General features: G+C 59.7%; 11 protein-coding genes and 1 pseudogene. 9 read left to right on the forward strand and 3 right to left on the reverse strand.

Annotated elements, in window-relative coordinates; all coding sequences use genetic code 11:
- Positions 1–189: 189 nt before the first annotated feature.
- Together VFF99_RS03330 and VFF99_RS03335 are read right to left on the reverse strand one after the other, a co-directional pair.
- Positions 190–897: a gamma-glutamylcyclotransferase gene (locus VFF99_RS03330; RefSeq protein WP_325014990.1), complete on the reverse strand. Its 708-nt coding sequence runs from the start codon at positions 895–897 to the stop codon at positions 190–192.
- Positions 898–1,060: 163 nt separating this feature from the next.
- A complete protein-coding gene (locus VFF99_RS03335; protein ID WP_325014992.1) occupies positions 1,061–2,614 on the reverse strand; it encodes a methyl-accepting chemotaxis protein in 1,554 nt (517 codons plus the stop codon).
- A 249-nt stretch (positions 2,615–2,863) separates the two neighbouring features.
- On the opposite strand from VFF99_RS03335, the gene VFF99_RS03340 reads away from it, so the two are divergent.
- The 6 genes and pseudogenes from VFF99_RS03340 (at position 2,864) to VFF99_RS03365 (ending at position 14,425) form a co-directional block, all read left to right on the forward strand.
- Positions 2,864–3,328 (forward strand): YaiI/YqxD family protein, encoded by a 465-nt coding sequence (locus tag VFF99_RS03340; RefSeq protein ID WP_325015101.1) that lies wholly within the window; start codon positions 2,864–2,866, stop codon positions 3,326–3,328.
- Between the two features lie 396 nt (positions 3,329–3,724).
- Positions 3,725–4,264 carry an adenylyl-sulfate kinase gene (cysC, locus tag VFF99_RS03345; RefSeq protein ID WP_325014994.1) on the forward strand — a complete coding sequence of 180 codons (540 nt, stop codon included), beginning with the start codon at positions 3,725–3,727 and terminating at the stop codon, positions 4,262–4,264.
- Positions 4,265–4,285: 21 nt separating this feature from the next.
- Entirely contained in the window at positions 4,286–5,347 is a 1,062-nt protein-coding gene (locus VFF99_RS03350; protein ID WP_325014995.1) for a TIGR03032 family protein, read from the forward strand.
- A 66-nt stretch (positions 5,348–5,413) separates the two neighbouring features.
- A complete protein-coding gene (locus VFF99_RS03355; protein ID WP_325014996.1) occupies positions 5,414–13,414 on the forward strand; it encodes a DUF4347 domain-containing protein in 8,001 nt (2,666 codons plus the stop codon).
- A gap of 248 nt (positions 13,415–13,662) precedes the next feature.
- Positions 13,663–13,983: pseudogene (locus tag VFF99_RS03360) on the forward strand (MBL fold metallo-hydrolase); the annotation flags it as partial.
- Between the two features lie 91 nt (positions 13,984–14,074).
- Positions 14,075–14,425 carry a VOC family protein gene (locus VFF99_RS03365; RefSeq protein ID WP_325014997.1) on the forward strand — a complete coding sequence of 117 codons (351 nt, stop codon included), beginning with the start codon at positions 14,075–14,077 and terminating at the stop codon, positions 14,423–14,425.
- A 19-nt stretch (positions 14,426–14,444) separates the two neighbouring features.
- On the opposite strand, the gene VFF99_RS03370 is transcribed toward VFF99_RS03365, so the two are convergent.
- Positions 14,445–15,359, reverse strand: a complete 915-nt coding sequence (locus tag VFF99_RS03370) for a universal stress protein (RefSeq protein WP_325014999.1) — start codon at positions 15,357–15,359, stop codon at positions 14,445–14,447.
- A 212-nt stretch (positions 15,360–15,571) separates the two neighbouring features.
- Between VFF99_RS03370 and VFF99_RS03375 the strand changes: the two genes are divergently transcribed.
- The 3 genes from VFF99_RS03375 to VFF99_RS03385 all read left to right on the forward strand — a co-directional run bounded on the left by VFF99_RS03375 (position 15,572) and on the right by VFF99_RS03385 (position 18,916).
- Positions 15,572–15,982, forward strand: a complete 411-nt coding sequence (locus VFF99_RS03375) for a hypothetical protein (protein WP_325015000.1) — start codon at positions 15,572–15,574, stop codon at positions 15,980–15,982.
- A 112-nt stretch (positions 15,983–16,094) separates the two neighbouring features.
- Entirely contained in the window at positions 16,095–17,366 is a 1,272-nt protein-coding gene (locus tag VFF99_RS03380) for a TolC family protein (protein WP_325015001.1), read from the forward strand.
- Positions 17,363–18,916 carry an efflux RND transporter periplasmic adaptor subunit gene (locus VFF99_RS03385; RefSeq protein ID WP_325015002.1) on the forward strand — a complete coding sequence of 518 codons (1,554 nt, stop codon included), beginning with the start codon at positions 17,363–17,365 and terminating at the stop codon, positions 18,914–18,916. Before VFF99_RS03380 ends, VFF99_RS03385 begins: the two co-directional genes overlap by 4 nt.
- The last annotated feature ends 5 nt before the right edge of the window (positions 18,917–18,921 follow it).

The raw sequence follows: 18,921 nt of genomic DNA on the forward strand, positions 1-18,921 counted from the left end.
TGCCAGATCTCAGGAGCTTACCCCGTTAGTTTGCACTACCTCCTACTGTTTGCTTTCGTCATGATGGTTAAACAGTGCCGGGATTGCATCCCAGCCTAGGGACTCCATCAGGCTGACAGGCAGCTTTGGGTCGGACTCACGCAAATCTTTCGCGGAGCCGGCTGACCGCACCCGGCCGATTGCAGACGTTCATGACCTCGACAGAAAGGGGTGATCCGACGTGATCCGTTCTGCCACGAGTTGCTGCAGTCTCCAAAGATACTGATCGTGTATTCCATGCTCTTCGAGCCGGGATACCGTATTGAAAAGATACTCGGCCCCAGAACCCCAGTGTCCGCATGCCCTTGCCAAGGTTTCTGCAATCTGCTCCGGCGCCAGCTTGCCGACATAGGACTTTGACTCCCGGCTCATCACGAAGGCAATCGCCTGCAAGGGCCCTGCATCGCTTGCCACGGTAATCCAGCGCGCAACTGTATTCGCCGGCTTGACTGTGATTTCACGCCGGCACAACTTATGCAGCTGCTCGCGCACTGTGTCACCGGGCAGTCGGTAGAGCAAACCTTTGCATCGGCCGCCCCGGTCCAGCGACATCATGAGTCCAGGGCATTCTGGCGTGCCGCGATAGCGCCGGATCTGGAAACAGAATGAACGGTGCCAGCCATAAGCAGTGCCCAACCGCTCTTCCACATGTTCGCATTCGGGCTTCCAGATCAGCGAGCCAAACGCGAACAGCCAGGCATCCTGCCTGTTGGGATGCACGCGGAGAAGGCCGTCCACCATGGCGTCGTAATCCGCATCGGACTGGTAGGCAACGCCGGGGAGAGGACCGGGGTCGTCAATGGCCCGGTGCACCAGAGCGACCAGTTCGGCAGTCAGCGCCATGCGACGGCGATGCATTGTATTTCCCATGCCTGGTCACACAGGTAATTCGGGGGGCAGCTTGATCTTTTGCATTGGAATATCCGCTTTTATACCTTGCGCATCGTCGATTCGGGTCAGATGGTCGAGCTGGAACTGCCGATAATCGTCCAGATCAACAGCCAGTGCCAGGAGCCGGCGATCAGCGGCGGAAGATCTGTACCGCACGATGCAGCGTACCGGCCTGTTGTTTGAGACGTTTGCTGGTGGCGGCGTTTTGCTGAGCCAAGGCGGCGTTTTGCTGGGTGGTGCGTTCGATGTCGCTGATGGCGCGATTGACCTCGCTCACGCCCATCGATTGCTCGTTGGCCGCGTGCGTAATCTCCTGCACCAGGGTGGTTACGTCCGATACGGAGCGCACCATGGATTTGATGATCTCTGCGGCCGAGTTGACATGGTGCGAACCTTGGTTGACCTGCTCGCTGGAGGCCGTGATCAGGGCGCGAATCTCCTTGGCCGATTCGGCGCTGCGGTTGGCCAGCACGCGCACTTCGCCGGCAACCACGGCAAAGCCCCTGCCCATTTCGCCCGCCCGCGCCGCTTCCACCGCCGCATTCAGCGCGAGGATGTTGGTCTGGAAGGCGATGCTCTCGATCACCTTGATGACTTCAGTCACCCGCCCTGAGGCGTTGTTAATCGACTTCATGGTCGTCACGAGGTCTGCTACCGAGGCCTCGCCGGTACTGGCCGTGCGGCCGACTTGCTGGGTATTGCTTTCCGCCTGCCGCGCCGCGCCGGCTGTTTGCTGTACCACCGAGGTGATTTGTTCCATGGCCGACGCGGTCCGCTCCACGCTGGACGACTGTTCTTCCGAGTGCTCGGCCAAGTGGTTGCTGCCCTGGGCAATTTCCTCGGCGGCTGCCGTGATGCTGGACACTTCCGTCCGCACATCCTCGACAATCGCTTGCATGTTCAGATTGATCAGGCGAATGTTTCGGATCAGCTTGCCGATCGGGTGGCGCATGTCGGCGGAAATGTCGCCCTCCAGATTGCAGCCGGCGATGCGAGCAGCCTGATTGGTACATTGCTTCAGGGGCTCTGCAACGGCCCAGTGAAACCAGCTCAGGACGCCCGCTGCGCCCAGCACCAGTACGGCGGCGTCGAGCAGCGGCCCGAAGGTGGTGCCGGATCCGGCCAGGTGGGCGGCGAGCACGGCGGATAGCCACAGGCCCAGCGCCACGCTCATGCGTTGGGTGAGCGACAGGCGGAACACGCGCTGCGGCCAGTCGCGCCAGCCCACCTTGCGCACGCCGCCCGCATGCAGGCGCAAGCGTGGCGCGCTATTCCCGGCGTGGCGGAGTTGCTGGTACAAGGCTTCGGCCTCGGCGATCTGCGCGCGAGTGGGTTTGGTCCGCACCGAGATATAGCCCACATTCTTGCCATTGCGGACCACCGGGGTGACATTCGCCAGCACCCAGTAGTGATCACCGTTCTTGCAGCGGTTCTTCACCACGCCCGACCAGGGCCGGCCGCGTCCGATCGTGGCCCACATGTCGCGGAACGCTTCCGGCGGCACGTCGGGATGGCGCACCAGGTTGTGCGGCTGCCCCAGCAGTTCGTCGTAGTCATAGCCACTGATAGCAACAAAGACGGCGTTGGCATGGGTGATGCGGCCTTGGGCGTCGGTCGTTGAAACCAGCATGGCTCCGTCGTTCATCTCGACTTCACGCTGAGTAACTGGCAGGTTGGTGCGCATTGCTTTCTCAAATGTTATTAGAACGCCCCAGGAAGAATGCAAGGCTGGGCGTAACACCTCCGGCTGTCGCGGCCGGCAGCTGCGCTGGCGAGATCAAGGGGATCAGAGGTTGTAATGATATAAATCAAGCTTCTTTCATCCATGATCCAGATCAAATTCGGTTGCCATATCGCCATTTTGCGGCGCGCAACCGTGTGCGAGACAACCTGCAGTTACAATGGGTCATCCTGCTGATTTCAACCAATGTTCATGCACATCTGGGTCGATGCGGACGCTTGTCCCGCTGTCATTAAAGACATCCTGTTTCGGGTGGCCGAACGCCTGCAACTCAACGTCACGCTGGTTGCCAACCGGTTGATCCGCGTGCCGGGCTCGCGCTTCATCCGCGCGCTGCAGGTCCCGGTCGGTGCAGATGCGGCCGACGCAGAAATCGTCGAACGCGTCAGTCCCGGCGACATCGTCGTGACCGGCGACATTCCCTTAGCCTCTCTGGTGCTGGAAAAAGGCGGCTTGCCGCTCAACCCGCGCGGCGAGTGGTACACCAAAGACACCATTGCCCAGCAATTGACGATGCGGGCTTTCATGGAAGAGCTGCGCGGCAGTGGTGTCGACACGGGCGGCCCGGCCGCGTTTAGCCACGCCGACCGCCAGAACTTCGCCAATGCGCTCGATCGCGAACTGGCGCGGAGCAGGAATCGCCCAGGCTCCCGCTAAGCATTAATTCTCAACATTCACGCCAGCCTGATATTGGCCAAGCTTGGCTGCGCTCGCACGGCGGAAGTGAATCGCCATCCCGCGATGTCCCCCAGGCATCCTTCGCCATCGACTGAACGGTGCGCTGCTTGGCGCCTCATGCATCTCCCAGTGCGCGGATTCGGGATTAAAGAGGCCGTCTCCCAGGATTGCGATGGCCGCACCCAGGCGGCTCGACTGGGGGTGCGACAGTTCTGCCGCCTACGTTAGTTTTCGTCTTACAGCGGGCGCGACAATGTTGTAAACCTTCCTCCGATGTGAACCGATTTGACCATTTTTCACATAACCGCCCCATTTTCAACACATTGAATAACCTTTTGGTTATCATGGACTTTCCCAATGTATTGATATGAATCAATGTTGCAAAGTCATTCTCCGATCTGTTTCTGGATTACGGGTCTGCCCGCTTCTGGAAAAACCACCCTCGGTCTCGCGCTCAGGAATGAACTGTGCAGACGGCATGAGACCGCATACCTTCTTGACGGAGATGAACTGAGGCGAGGTCTTTGCTCCGACCTCGGCCTGTCTGAACATGACAGGGCGGAGAATATTCGTCGTGCCGGAGAGGTGGCCCGGCTAATGGTCGATGCCGGCGTCAATACCGTTTGCGCATTTGTATCGCCCTTCTCCAAAGACCGTGCTCGGGTACGCCAACTCTTTCCGACCGGGCGGTTTTTCGAGATCTATCTGGCTACGCCGCTGGACACTTGCGCATCGCGCGATCCGAAAGGTTTATACGCGAAAGCCAAACGAGGCGAGATCTCAGGTTTGACAGGCTTTGATGCCCCTTACGAGATCCCGCCATTTCCTGAATTTACATTTAATGCAACCGATGTCCCGGTCGATCAGATGCTGTGCGAGATTTTCGACAAGCTGAAGCCGGTGAATAAGCATTAAAGATGCATTCGATATTCTTTTATGAATAGTCTTTTTCCGCAACTTCCCGTCAAGGTCACTTGTGGCTTTGTAAGTTTGCTTCATAAAAACCAGTGCAGCATCGCTGCAACCCTCGTTCCGGGGCGGTTAATCTTCATAAGCGCAGACGACAATGGCGGGCTTGCAATAACCGACACCCTGCTAGATGCTCCTTGGGGAATTGCAACAGGTAGCGATTATCTTGCTGTATCTACTCGCCGCGACATTACTCGCTATGCGAATAACGGGAGACTGGCCCAACATTGTCCCGGTGCAACCTACGATGCCTACTTTGCACCGCGATTGGCGCACTCCACCGGCAACTGCCAGATACACGACCTTTGGGCAGAAGGCGACACGCTGTATGCCGTCAATACACGTTTTTCCGTTATTTGTCGATTTGATGCTGCCTATAGCTTTACGCCGGTCTGGCGCCCTCCATTCATTACAGAGGTAATGCCGGAGGACCGCTGCCATTTGAACGGGATGGCTTGGGAAAACGGTCGCCTCACATACGCCACAGCCTTTGGTGAATTCAATGTAAATCGTGGCTGGCGGAACCACCCTCCATGCCACGGCATTTTGATGGACTGTGCCGTCAACGAGATCCTCACTCGAGGGCTATGCCTACCGCACTCGCCACGGGTAATAGACGGCCAACTCTACCTGACCGAAATGGGGAAAGGACATCTGCTGCGGGTCGATCGAAAATCGGGTGAGGTCAATGTGCTACAAGCACTTCCCGGCTTTGCGCGGGGCATTGCGAAAATCGGTGAATGTGCGTTAGTTGGCCTCTCTTTACCGAGAGAGTCTTTCACGGGTTGGGACCTTCCGGTGAAAACCTCTGTTGAGCGCTGCATTGCGGGTATCGCAGCGGTGGATCTCGCGAGCGGCCAGTTGATGGGAATGCTCGAATTCGCCGGCGGCGTGGAAGAGGTCTCTGATCTTCAAGTGCTGCGGGGAGTACGTAGCCCTGGAGTGCTCGACCTATCCCGATGGGACGGACTGTACCCGATTGATACGCCTGATGCCGGCTTCTGGATGAAGCAAGGACACAATGAATGAACGCCAGGGCTAACGGATAGCCCGAAAGAATAACTTTTACTCTTACTAGTAGTGACTCAATAAACCATGCCCAACACAACGAATCCGAGTAGGCACCAAGTCGCCTTTGTCGACACGCGCGTGGACCATTACCAGGTCCTGCTTGAAGAACTGTCGAAAACAATGCAAGTCGTCGTCCTGGATCCCACCAGGGACGGGTTGCAACAAATCGCGGAGTGGACAGGGTCACACGTTGGACTCGACGCTGTGCACATTGTTTCGCACGGGCGTCCGGGTGCGGTACAACTGGGCTCCATCGAGCTTAGCTCAGCAACAATGATGTGGGAAAGCACGCAGGAGGCACTTGAGCAGATAGGTGCAGCTATTCAGTCGAACGGACAGATGCTGGTCTACGGGTGCAACACTGCCTTGGGCGAAAGCGGAAAGCAGTTTTTGGCGACGCTGGCGTCAATTACTGGCGTTAGTGCAGGAGCATCGAGTGATTTAACTGGATCCCAGACGATGGGAGGAGACTGGAACATCGAGGTTGTAGCATCGCCCTTTACAGAAAGTGGCGAGTTTATTGGCGAATCTAGTTACGACCTGGCCCATGTTACGAACCTCAGTACCTACAGCGGGATCCTGTCTGCCACGGAGTCCGCTTCTGGAATCGTGCAAGTGGCCACAGGGAAGGATTACCTCGGTGGCGGAACCCAGACTCTCACCGTGCTGGGTACAGCATCGCTTAGCGACGGTAAGCGTGTCGTGCTATTGGTCAATACTGTCGCCGAATACTACGGCATGCCGAACTACGATAACTTACAAGTCGCTCTCATTGAGACGAATGGTACGGTGACCCGGAAAATATTGACAGGGCCGGTCGCCGACAGGATCAATTACTTTAACGGCACCAACCATAACCACGCGGAGGTGCAAACGAATGACCACGCCAGCATTATCGCGTTGAAGAACGGCGGTTTTGTCGTGACCGGTGGCTCCAACAACGGGTACGGCGTACAGCGATATGACAATAGTGGAAATGTCGTCACTAGCGGCACGCCAAGTGGCTACCATGAAACGACGAACCCGAACACAATCAGCTATGCAACCACAGACGGCGGCTATATTGTCCTCTGGACGACAAACAATTATGTCAACCTGAATTTCCAGCGGTACGACGCCAACGGCGCGGCCGTCGGTACCGCTGGCGGATACAATTTCGGCACCTCAGGCACACCGGCCATCTGGAATTCTGCTGTCGACGAGTTCGGCAATCTCGCCGTGAGCTACAGCACCGCTAACGTAGATACTAAGAGCGGGGTGTTGCTCTTTAACTCGAGCAACACGCTCGTGACAAATACAGCCGTCGCTTATTATCAAGTGGCAGCATCTGTTTCCGCTAAAGCAGGGGGAGGGTTTGCGCTCTTCGGAAACGACTTATTTTCGGGCAATGGCAATACGAGTAGCTCGTATCACGTTCAATATCTTGGGACCAATGGGACATTAAGTGCTGTTTCCCAGAATGTCTTGCCCACCACCGACTACATCAATAAGGTGCAGCTTCTCGGCAATGGGGACTACTTCGCCTATAGCGGTGGACACGGCTGGATGGTTTCCGGTTCAAGTCCGTCGGGCGCCACGACACGAGACATATTCTCGGCAGCGGATCAAACGAAGTTCGGCGGGGCGATACCCTATGTGAATCACGATGGCACGATCACGGCAACCTGGATCGAAAACAAGCAAAGTACCAGTTACGGAAACCTCAAGGAGGGTATTGTTTCAGTCGTGTCCTATCTCGCTGTAACGAATGCAGCACCTGCTCTTGGCGGTGTGTTTGAAACTAGCGCATCGATCAACGACAAGTCGACGATAGCACCGTTCGCGGGTGTTACCTACACGGACACTGACGGAACAGCCTTTGCCGTCAAGATTACCTTTTCTGCGGCGAACGGGACGCTGTCAGGGACCGGGCTGGGCGGTTCAGCTGGAAACTACACGCTTACGGGTAGCAGCGCCGCCGATTTGCAGAGTAAGCTACAGGCCCTCGTGTTTGCCCCGGCAGCGAACCAGACGGCGCCTGGAAACACAGTGCAGACAACCTTCACCCTGACACCGAACGACGGAGCAACCGATGGGACCGCAAACAGCTCGACAAAGATCACGGTAACGAGCGTCAACGATACGGCGACAGCCACCAACCTGAATCAGTTCAAGTCCTTCACCGAAGATCCGGGCAGCAATGTTGCGCTCGACGATATAGTAGTCACCGATCCCGACAGCGGTGACACAATTACGGCCACGCTGACGCTGTCTAATCCCGCCGCCGGCAGCCTGACTACGGGTACGTATGGCAGCGCCACCTCGACGTACAATGCCGGCACCGGCGTGTGGACGGTCACAGGGTCAGTGGCTAACGTGAATCAGGCGCTGGCCGCCGTGGCATTGACGCCGGCTGCAAATTGGGATTCCGACTTTACGATTGCCACCCGCATTCGCGACGCCGCTAACAGCGGCCCGGCAGATGGCTCGATTGCGTTCACAGTTACTGCTGTCAATGACACACCGGTCATCAACAATTTTTCGGGCGACGCAAGCAATTTCACGCCGGGCACGCCCGAATACATTGATGCCCAGCCGACGATCGGAGATGCGGCAACCATCACGGACGACAACGCGCATTTCGACGGCGGTTATTTACGCATCACGCAAACAGCGGGTACGACGGACGGCAATTTCTCCTTCGATGCAAGTGTTGTAAAGGCCGGAGTCGATGAAGCCTCCGCGGACGACGTAATCGCCGCAAATGAAAAGGTTTTTGTCTTCGATGGGTTGACCTGGGTCGAGATTGGCTCCGTAGACGGCACTGAAGACGGGCAGAACGGAAATGCGCTGAAGATTGGCTTCAATGCGTCGGCACTGAATGGCGATGTCAATAGCGGTGAGATGAGTGTTGGGGCGGGCTTGCTCGGCTACACCCAATACACTGCCCCTACGATAGGTGCGCGCAGCTTTGACCTTGTGCTCAATGACGGTGGGCTGAGTTCCAGTACAGCGAGCTTCAGCATGAAGGGAATCGGTGTAACGGGAGTTACGTCGAATGCCACCAATGGTAAGTTCAAAGTTGGAAGCACAATTGATATTCAGGTCACGTTCAATGACGTCGTCAATGTCGATACAACGAACGGAACCCCTCGACTGCAGCTTGCAACCGGGACGACCGATCAGTATGCAACCTATTACAGTGGAACCGGCTCGGCGACGCTGACTTTCCGTTATACGGTTCAGGCAGGCGACACTGCTGCCGATCTCGATTACACGGCAATTACCGCCCTGGATCTTAACGGCGGCTCGATTGTGGATGGTGCAACGACCCCGCATACGCCCGCACTTGCGCTTGCCGCGCCTGGTGGCGCAGGATCGCTTGGCGCAAATAAAGCCATTGTCGTTGACGGCCTCGCGCCATCCGACATGGCCCTGAGCGCCGCCACCGTTTCAACAAGCGCGTCGGCAAACACCGAGGTCGGTACGCTTTCCTCGACTGACGGCACCGCTGGGGACAGCTTCACGTACACGTTGATCAGCGGCTCCGGCGATACCAATAACGGTGCGTTCACCATTTTCGGCAACAGCCTGCGCGCCACCAATCCGGGCAACCTGACGCCCGGTGCAAACACCGTTCGCGTGCGCACAACCGATGCAGCGGGAAATACCTACGAAGAAGCATTGAGCATTACCGTGACGAGCAATCCGACGGTCACGATCACCTCTAATAAGGCTTCGGTCAAGGCTGGCGAGACGGCGACGGTAACGTTCACCTTCAGTGAGACGCCAAGCGAGTTTGCTGCCGAGGACATCACCGTGGCAGGCGGAACCGGCAGCCTGACGGGGTTGACCGTGGATGGCGCCGACAACAAGATTTACCGGGCAACGTTTACGCCGGCCGCCGATACGCAATCGGTCAGCGCCTCGATTTCGGTCGCGGCAGGCACGTTCAAGAACGCGTCGAATCAGGACAACCTGGTTAGCAATACCTTGATGATCAATGGCGATACGGTCGCTCCCACGGTGACGAGCATCGAGCGCAAGACGCCGTCCGGCGAAAAGACCAACGCGGATTCACTCACCTACCGCGTCACCTTCTCGGAAGCGGTCAGCAATGTGTCGGCGGCTGACTTTATCGTGTCCGGCACGACCGCGACAGTCAGCGGCGTGAGCTCGGCGGGCGGCAACGCCTATGACGTGACCGTTTCAGGCGGTGATCTTGCCAGTCTTGACGGGACTGTCGTGCTGGCCTTTGCCGGTGGACAGGACATTGCCGATGCTGCTGGAAACGCGCTCGCAAGTGTCACGCCGACCGGCACTGCCGAGACGACCTATACGGTTGACAACACGGTTGCCGCGCCCGTCATCGCATTGAATGCCGATACCGGCAGCAGCAACAGCGACCGCATCACCAAGGATGGCACGGTCAATGTGACGCTCGCAAGCGATGCGGCGTCCTGGGAATACAGCGTCAACAGTGGCGCAACCTGGACTACGGGTACGGGCAGCAGCTTCGTGCTTGCTGCCGGCGCTTACAGCACTGGCGTCGTTCAGGTACGTCAAACCGACGCCACAGGTAACATCAGCGCCACCGTCGGCAATACATCGGCGATAACGATCGACTCAAGCGTGGCCGCGCCATCGTTGGCACTGGCGTCCGATACGGGCAGCAGCGCCGGCGACGGCATCACCGCCAGCGGTACGGTCAATGTGACACTGGCAAGCGATATGGCGGGCTGGGAATACAGTACCGATAGCGGCGGTAGCTGGAGCGCAGGCAGCGGCACGAGCTTTATGCTGACGGCCGGCGCCTATGCGACGGGTAGCGTCAAGGTACGGCAGACCGACGTGGCGGGTAATGTGAGCAGCGAAACCGGCAATGCCGGCGCGCTGGTCATCGACACGAGCAATCCCACCGTCTCAAGCACCAGCCGGCCGGCGCTTTCGCAACCGAGTGGAACGAACAGCTTTACAATTGCGGTGACCTATGCGGATGCAGGCGCCGGCATTGATGCCACGACGCTGGGAACCGGTGATATCACCGTGACCGGGCCAGGCGCGATCGGCAACCTCGCCGTGACAGGTGTGAGCTACGATGGCACAACGAAAACAGCGACCTATACCGTTGCTGCCCCGGGTAGCGGGTGGAATGCGGCCGCACATGCCGGCGCATACACTGTCGGCGTGAACAACGGCGAAGTGAAGGATCTGGCCGGCAACAGCGTTGCGGCCAACACCTCCGTACACAGCTTCAACGTCACCTTCAACGCCACGCCGGACATCACAAGCAACGGCGGTCTCGCTACGGCGAACGTGAGCATCGCCGAGTCCACCACCGCCGTGACCACGGTGACCGCTACCGATGCGGACACCAACGATGTGCTGACCTACAGCATTTCCGGCGGTGCAGACATGGCCAGGTTCACCATCAACGCGGCGTCCGGCGTGCTGAGCTTTGCTTCCGCCCCGCTGGCGGCCAGCCCGACGGATACGGGCGCCGACAACGTCTATGACGTTGAGGTCATGGCCGCTGACGGCAATGGCGGCATCGCCGTGCAGGCCTTGGCAGTTACTGTCCTCAAGGACAAGGACCGCGACGGCACGCCCGATACAAGCGATACCGATATCGACGGCGACGGTCTGCTCAATAGCGCCGAGGATCCGGTGCCGAGCGCGTTCCCGGCCAATCCCCCCGGCGTTATCGGGGACGGCAATGGTGACGGCGTGTCCGATGCCGAGCAAATTCACGTTGCGTCGATCGCCACGCCCAATGCCTCGTCTTCCGTGGCCTCGGCGAAGCGGTTTGCAACACTGGAAGTCGACGGCACCCAGGGCTACACAATCACCAGCGTCAGCAACTCGGCCACGCCGGCTACAGGCCTGCCGCGCAGCGTGAAGATGCCGCTCGGCGTGTTCGATTTCACCATTAACAACGTCGCGCCCGGCGGTACGGCGACGGTGAGCCTGTACGTCGACAAGACACTGGGCTTCAACGGGTATTACAAGCAGGACAACAACGGCAACTGGCAGAAACTCGGGACGGTGACGACCGTGGGCGAGAAAACCAAGATCACATTCAGTCTGACCGACGGTGGCATCTACGATGCCGATAAGACGGTCAATGGCGTGATCGTGGATCCGGGCGGCGGCGTTGTCGTCGCCCCGCTCATTGCCAGCAATGGCGGTGCCACGACTGCGACGGTGAATGTGCAGGAGGGCACCAAGACGGTTACAACGGTCAATGCACAGGCAGTGGGAACGGTAAGCTACGCCATTACGGGCGGCGCCGACCAGGGCAAGTTTGCCATCGATGCTGCGACCGGAGCACTGAGTTTCCTTGCTGCGCCTGATTATGAAACCCCTCTGGATCAGGGCGACAGCGCAGCGAACAATACCTATGTGGTGGAAGTCACGGCGTCCGACGCGCACGGCAGCGACGTCCAGACTTTGACGGTGAAGGTGGGCGACGTCGACGAGACGCCGCCGCCTCCGCCGACCAAGTCAATCACCGTCGACGGCCTGACGCTGCAAACCGGCACGACGACCAATTCGGACGGATCGACGACGCAGACGATCTCCATCCCGGTCGTGACACAGACGCGTAATGAGGAAGTCGGCAACAACACGGTAGCCGATATCCCGCTGGTCAAGTCCGGCAGCGGCGAGACCGTGCTGACTGCGCAAGTCCCCACCGGTATCGGCATGGAAGTGAAGGGTTCGGCTACGGCCAAGCCGGCGGGCACGTCAGTGACGGACCTGATCCGCGAGATCAAGGCGCATACCGACGCCGGTTCGGCAGACCAGAACCAGCTCACGGGTGGCGGGTCGGGCTTCCTGCAATCACTGCCTGCCGATGCCCCCTTGCTGGTCCAGACAATCGTTCCAACCGTGGCGCCGAATACCGGCGCGCCGGCCGAGCCTTTGGTCATTGCAGGCAAACCCTCGACGCCAGGCGCCGAATTGACCGCACTCGTGGTCGATACCCGCGGCCTGCCTTCGGGCACGACCATCCAATTGCACAACGTCGAGTTTGCCGCGGTCATCGGCGCCGTGCGCGTGACGGGCGGCGAGGGCTCGCAGACGGTTTGGGGAGATGGAAGCGCGCAGTACATTGTGCTGGGCGCCGACGACGACGTGCTGCATGGCGGAGACGGCAGCGATACCGTGGGCAGTGCAGGGGGGAACGACCGGGTATTCGGTGACGGCGGCGACGATATCGTCTTCGGCGGCATCGGCCAGGACCTGCTGGCCGGCGGCTCGGGCAACGACACCGCAACCTATGCCGGCAAGCAGGCCGACTACAGGATCGAGCGGAACGGGAAGATCGTTACCGTGCGATCGATCGCCGATGCCGACGACGCCGACACGCTGGTTAATGTGGAAACCATTCAGTTCGCCGACGGCAATGTGTCGCTCGCCGATACCTATGCGCCTTCCAGCAGCGTTGAGCTCATTGCCGGCCTGTATACGGCTTTCTACGATCGGGCGCCTGACTTGGAAGGAATCCGCTACTGGGAGGCCGAAGCAAGCTCGAAGCACCTGAGCCACCGTGAAATATCGAACCTGCTTGCCGGACATGCCAAGTTCGATCAACTGTACGCGCCGTCCCTGTCAACCGCTGACTTCGTGCTCAAGATCTACCAGAATATCCTCGGCATCGACGGTGATGCCGCCGGTCGAAAATATTGGGCCGAGCTGATTGACTCTGGGGTCAGCCGCACCGCGTTTGTGAGCGACTTTGTGGCAGCAGCGCTTAACTTCGACGCGGCCACGTCGACGGTGACCGGCACCGACCTGGCGAATGCGGCGATGGCCAAAAACACCTTGAGCAACAAGGTCGACGTCGGCCTGCACTTTGCCGCCACCTTGGCTGAAAAGTCGAATGGCACGGTCGATTCGGTCGCCTACCAGCAGTCGATCGATGTTCTCGCCGCGGTTTCGGACAGCAGCGCTTCGGTGGAAGACGCCGTGGTGAAAATCGACGTCATCGGTGGCCACTCCGGGTATGGGAGCGTAGTGGCAATAGAAAATATCTTCTTCTAGACCGGAAAGAAGACAGCCGCAAACTCCGCAGCGGGGATGGCGCCGGTGCGGTGGTATGCATGCCCGTCGACGCACTACCAGCGGGAAAAGGACGGGAACCGGCAGCGGTTCCCGTCTTTCATTTAAGACGGTAGTTCAATAAGGAACTTGAGCAACCCTATATTGCTTGGGACGCAATAAGGGCAGCGTTGCCTCGTGACCGCGACAGGGTGATCTGGCTCGGACATTCCTCGTAGTTTGTACAGCTCGGCGGCAAGCGGCTGCTGGTTGACCCTGTCTTCAGCAGCTACGCAGCGCCGCTGCCCTGGATGGTGCGCGCATTCGATGGCACCAGTCCATATGCAGTCGAGGACATGCCGGACATCGACGTCATCCTGATCACACACGATCACTACGATCATCTCGCCTACGCGAGCATGAAGGGTCTCGAGCCGAAGACCAGGCTGGTCATTACGGGGCTGGGAAACGGCGCTCATCTGGAGCACTGGGGCTATCCGTCCGAAAAAATCCGGGAAGCCGATTGGTGTAACGTTTATGGCCCCCGCTACCGAAGCGAAATGAGCCAGTAGCCAGTAGACTGGGATGAAACCCCAGCATTCATCAAGATATTTGTACAGTGCTGGGATTACATCCCAGCCTACGAACAACGAACTAAATTCAATGACAACACAGATACAAAGTACCGTCCCGGTATTGGCCTCGTTAAATCTAGGCGAGTCGGTTGCTTTCTATACTGACCGGCTGGGCTTTACCAAGATCAGCCAGTATGACGACTATGCAATAGTCGCTCGGGACGGTGCGGAAATTCATTTCTGGCTCTGCGCTGATCGCAATATCGCTGAGAATACGTCCTGCTACATACGTGTCGCTGACACGCAGCGCTTGTTCGACGAGTTCCTTGCAAACGGTGTACCGGTAAAGGAGCCGGCTGTCCGCCCGTGGGGAATGAAGGAACTGTATGTCATCGACCCTCATGGGAATCTGCTGAAGTTCGGGGAGTATGCCAGGTAACCTGGGATGAAATCCCCGCCTACGAAATGCCCAGCCCGCGGTCGCCGGAGGGCACCACCAGAACGTCGCATTCCGTCTGCTCGAGCGTGTCGCGCGTCACGCTTCCGAGGATCATGTCCTCGAACCGCGACTTGCCGTGCTTGCCCAGGACAATCAGGTCGGATTGGATCGACTTTGAATAGTCCCGCACGGCCGGGCCGGGCATGCCGAAGACGATCGCGCTGCCTGCCTGCCGGTTTTCCGGGTTCACCGCGTGTATGAACCGGTCAAGATCCGTGCGCGCCTCTTCGCGTGCCTTCATGCGGTAATGGTCAATCACGTCGCGCGGCACGCTTGCGTACTGCATCTTCCCTTCGAACATGACTTCGAATGCATGAAGAAACGTGATCTCGGCATCCGGCACCAAGGCGAGGGCAACCTGGGACGCGCGGTGGGACTCCTCTGAAAAATCGACGGGGATCAGCACCCGCTGATACGCTTGCCGCGGCCCGTTCTTCACAACGAGCAAGGGACGCCGGCAAAGATGGGCCAGGCGGTCAGCCGTATTGCCGAGCAGCAGGTCGGAGAAAAAATTCCCGCCGTGCGCGCCGATCACCAGCAGGTCGGCATCGATTTCGTCGGCGCGTTGGGCGATTTCCGTGGCCGTCTTGCCAAAGCGTACATGCCAGGAAAATTCCACGCCGTAGTCATCCTTCAACATGCCCGCACGCCGCTCAAGCTCGAGACTTGCCTGCGTTGCCGCCTGTTCCCTTGCCATGTCGACGTCCGTGTTCGTGATCATGGCAAGGATATCCGGCTCGGCCCCTTCCCTCACGGTCAGGAGCTCGGCGTCTGCGATTCCGTGCTGTTGGCATAATTGGGCCGCGCGCACTTCGGCGCGCTGCGCCCGCTCGGTGCAGTCGGTGGCAACCAGCAAACGACGAAGGTGATACATTTCAGTTCTCCGCGAGAGGAAATCATTTGGAAACGCGACCGGCTCCCGCTCCTGAATTTACTCTTTCGCCAACCGCCCCGGCCGGCTGACTGAGGCCGATCTTGATAGAATTGATCTCCATCAATAATAATGCGTCCCCTGTTTGCGTAGAATTGAACGGGGCGCTCCGTGCGGATCGAACCTCGCATTGAGGCTTCAAGTCTTGAGATTGAATGAAACTGCCTAGACATCTTCGCTTTATCGCAGCCTTGCTGGCGATGGTGAGCGTGCTTTTCAGCCAGCTCGCCGTCGCGGCCTACGCCTGCCCGAGCGTCGCCGATGGGCAGGCACAGCAAGCGCTCATGGCGATGCAGGCAATGAGCGAGCACCATGCCATGGCCGATTGCGAGGATATGGACGATACGCAGTCGTCGCTCTGCCGCACGCATTGCCAGGGTGATAGTCCATCGGCCGACAGGACGCAGCCACCGAACGTTTCGCCATCGGTCGCGATCATCCTGGTTCCCGAAGTGGGCAGCGTCGATCTCGCTTTCCGTCCGATTCGCACACAGTCCGTCGGCTTCTGGCTGACCCGCACCGCTTCCCCTCCCCTGTCCATCCGGAACTGCTGCTTCCGCATTTGACACGCCGTCTGTCCTCCGTACCGCGTTCCTGCCGGTTCGCGTAGGCGTGTCCGCACGCCTGCAAGAACGAGCTGGCAACACCTGATCTTTCTTTCTCTCTCCGGAGACAGCAATGCAACACACCTTACGTGCCTGCGCCCTGGCGGCCGCGCTGGCGCTGGGCGCGCCACTGGCGAACGCTTTCGACAGCCCGGACATCGGCGCCTCGGTCGAGAGCCTTCTCGAATTCGCCCGGGAACGCAATCCCGAGCTCGCGTCCATGCGCCACGAAGCCGAAGCGGCAGGCGAACGCGCGATGTCGGCGGGCGCCCTGCCCGACCCGAAACTGCGCATCGAACTGGAAGACATCACGATGATGGGCGAACAGAACCCGACCTTGTCGCCCAGCCGCGCCGGCAAGGCGCGCTACCAGATCATGCAGGAACTGCCCTGGTTCGGAAAACGCGACCTGCAGCGCGAAGTTGCCGCGCTGGACGCCGAAGGGGCGAAGGGCAAGGCGTATGCGACCTGGGCCGAGCTTGCCGCGCGCATCAAGGCTGCCTATGCGCAGCTCTACTACGTCCACGAAAACGAGCGCCTGACCGGGGAAATCCTGGACCTGATGACACGCCTGGAACGCGTCACCCAGGTCCGCTATGCCGGCGGCCTGGCAGCCCAATCGGACGCGATCCGCGCGCAGGTCGAGCTGACCAACATGAAAAACGAGCTCGTAATGCTCGACAACGAAAAGCGCATGCTGCACGCGCGGCTGAACATGCTGATCGCACGCCCGGCCACGGCGCCGTTGGCCGACCCGGAACGCCTGCGCCCCTTGCCTGCGCCGGCCCGTCTTGAGTACGCGGCCCTTGCCGAGCGCGTGCGCGGGCGGAACCCGCGTTTGTCGTCCGAAGATGCGCGCGTGCGCGCCGCCGAAAAGAGCCGGGACCTGGCCTACAAGAACCGCTACCCGGATTTCGCGGTCGGCTTTGCGCCGGTGCAGACCGGGAAATCGGTGAAGGAATGGGAAGTCATGCTCGAAATGAACATTCCGATCCAGCAATCCTCGCGCCGCGCAATGGAACGCGAATCCGAAGCGATGCTGTCCGCCGCGCGGGCGCGCAAGGACGCCACGGCCAACGAAGTGTTGTCGGAACTGGCCGAGAGCGTTTCCGCGCTGGAGGCGGCGCGCCGCACGGAATCCATCATCACCGGCAGCCTGCTGCCGCAGGCGGAGCTGACTTACAAGGCAGCCCTGGCCAGCTATGAAAACGGCAAGGTCGATTTCGCGACCCTGCTCGATGCCCAGCGCCAGATCCGCCAGGCCAGGCAAAGCCGGATCAAGGCACAGGCCGAGGCCCAGGCCCGCCTTGCGGAAATCGAACGACTCTTGGGAGAAGAACTATGAAACAGTCCGCAAGCATCGCAATCGCTGTGGTTGTGGCGGGCATCGTCGCCGGCGCCGGCGGCTACCTTGCCGGCTCGCGCGAGACGTCTGTGCAGGCCGATGGCACGGTGAAACAAGAGCGCAAGCCGCTGTACTACCGCAACCCGATGGGATTGCCCGATACCTCCCCGGTGCCGAAGAAGGACCCGATGGGCATGGATTACATCCCGGTCTATGAAGGCGAGCAGGAAGAGACGTCTTCCGGCAAGGAGCTCAGGATCAGTACCGAGAAGGTGCAGAAACTCGGCGTGCGCACCGAGAAGGCGACGCAGCGCGCGATCGACAAGGTGGTGCGCGCAGCCGGACGCGTTGAACCGGATGAACGGCGGGTGTTCATCGTCGCGCCGAAATTCGAAGGCTATGTCGAGCGCCTGCATGTGAACGCCACCGGACAGCCCGTCGGCAAGGGGCAGCCGCTGTTCGAGGTTTACAGCCCCGAACTGGTATCGGCCCAGCGGGAATATGCGATCGCCGCGCAAGGGTTGCAGTCGCTCAAGGGCGCGGACAGCGATGCGCAGGCGGGCATGCGGCAACTGGCGGACTCGAGCCTGCTGCGCCTGCGCAACTGGGATATTTCCGAAGAACAGATCAAGGCACTGGCAAAGTCAGGTGACGCGAAACGGACGATGACTTTCCGCTCGCCGGTATCGGGCATCGTGACGGAAAAGAAAGCCGTCCAGGGCATGCGCTTCATGCCGGGCGAAATGCTGTACCAGATTTCCGATCTGTCCACGGTCTGGGTGTTCGCCGATGTGTTCGAGCAGGATATCGGCCTGGTCAAAGCCGGCACCCAGGCCAGGGTGCGGATCAATGCCTACTCGGACAAGGAGTTCGACGGCAAGGTTACCTACGTGTATCCGACCCTGAATGCCGGAACGCGTACCGCTCAGGTGCGCATCGAACTTGCCAACCCCGGCCAGTTGCTCAAGCCCGGCATGTTCGCCAATGTCGAATTGGCGGCGGCCGCGCGCAGTGCTGCAGTCACGGTGCCAGTGTCGGCGGTCATCGACAGCGGCACACGCCGCATCGTGCTGGTGCAGCGCGAGGAAGGCCGCTTCGAGCCGCGCGAAGTCAGACTCGGTGCGCGCAGCGACGATCACGTCGAGGTGCTGGAAGGCGTGCAGGACGGCGAGGACGTGGTCGTTGCGGCCAACTTCCTGATCGACGCGGAAAGCAACCTCAAGGCCGCGATCGGCGGCTTTGGAAGCGCGCCGAAACCGGCCGCCGCCGGCCACAAGGCGGAGGGCAGGATCGACGAGATCGATCCGAAGTCGGGCACGGTCAGCATCGAGCACGGCCCGGTCGAGAGCCTGAAGTGGCCGGCGATGACCATGGAGTTCAAGGTCGCCAACAATGCCTTGCTCTCGAACATGAAGCCGGGCGACCCGGTCAGCTTCGAGTTCGTCGAGCGCCAGCCGGGCGAATGGGTGATCACCGGATTCCAGCCGGCACCGGCAACGCTTCGGAAGGCGCCCGCCCCCGCTGCCGACCCGCACGCCGGCCATCGCTGACAGGA

It is taken from the genome of Noviherbaspirillum sp. (genome assembly GCF_035654295.1).
Classification (GTDB): Bacteria; Pseudomonadota; Gammaproteobacteria; order Burkholderiales; family Burkholderiaceae_D; genus Noviherbaspirillum.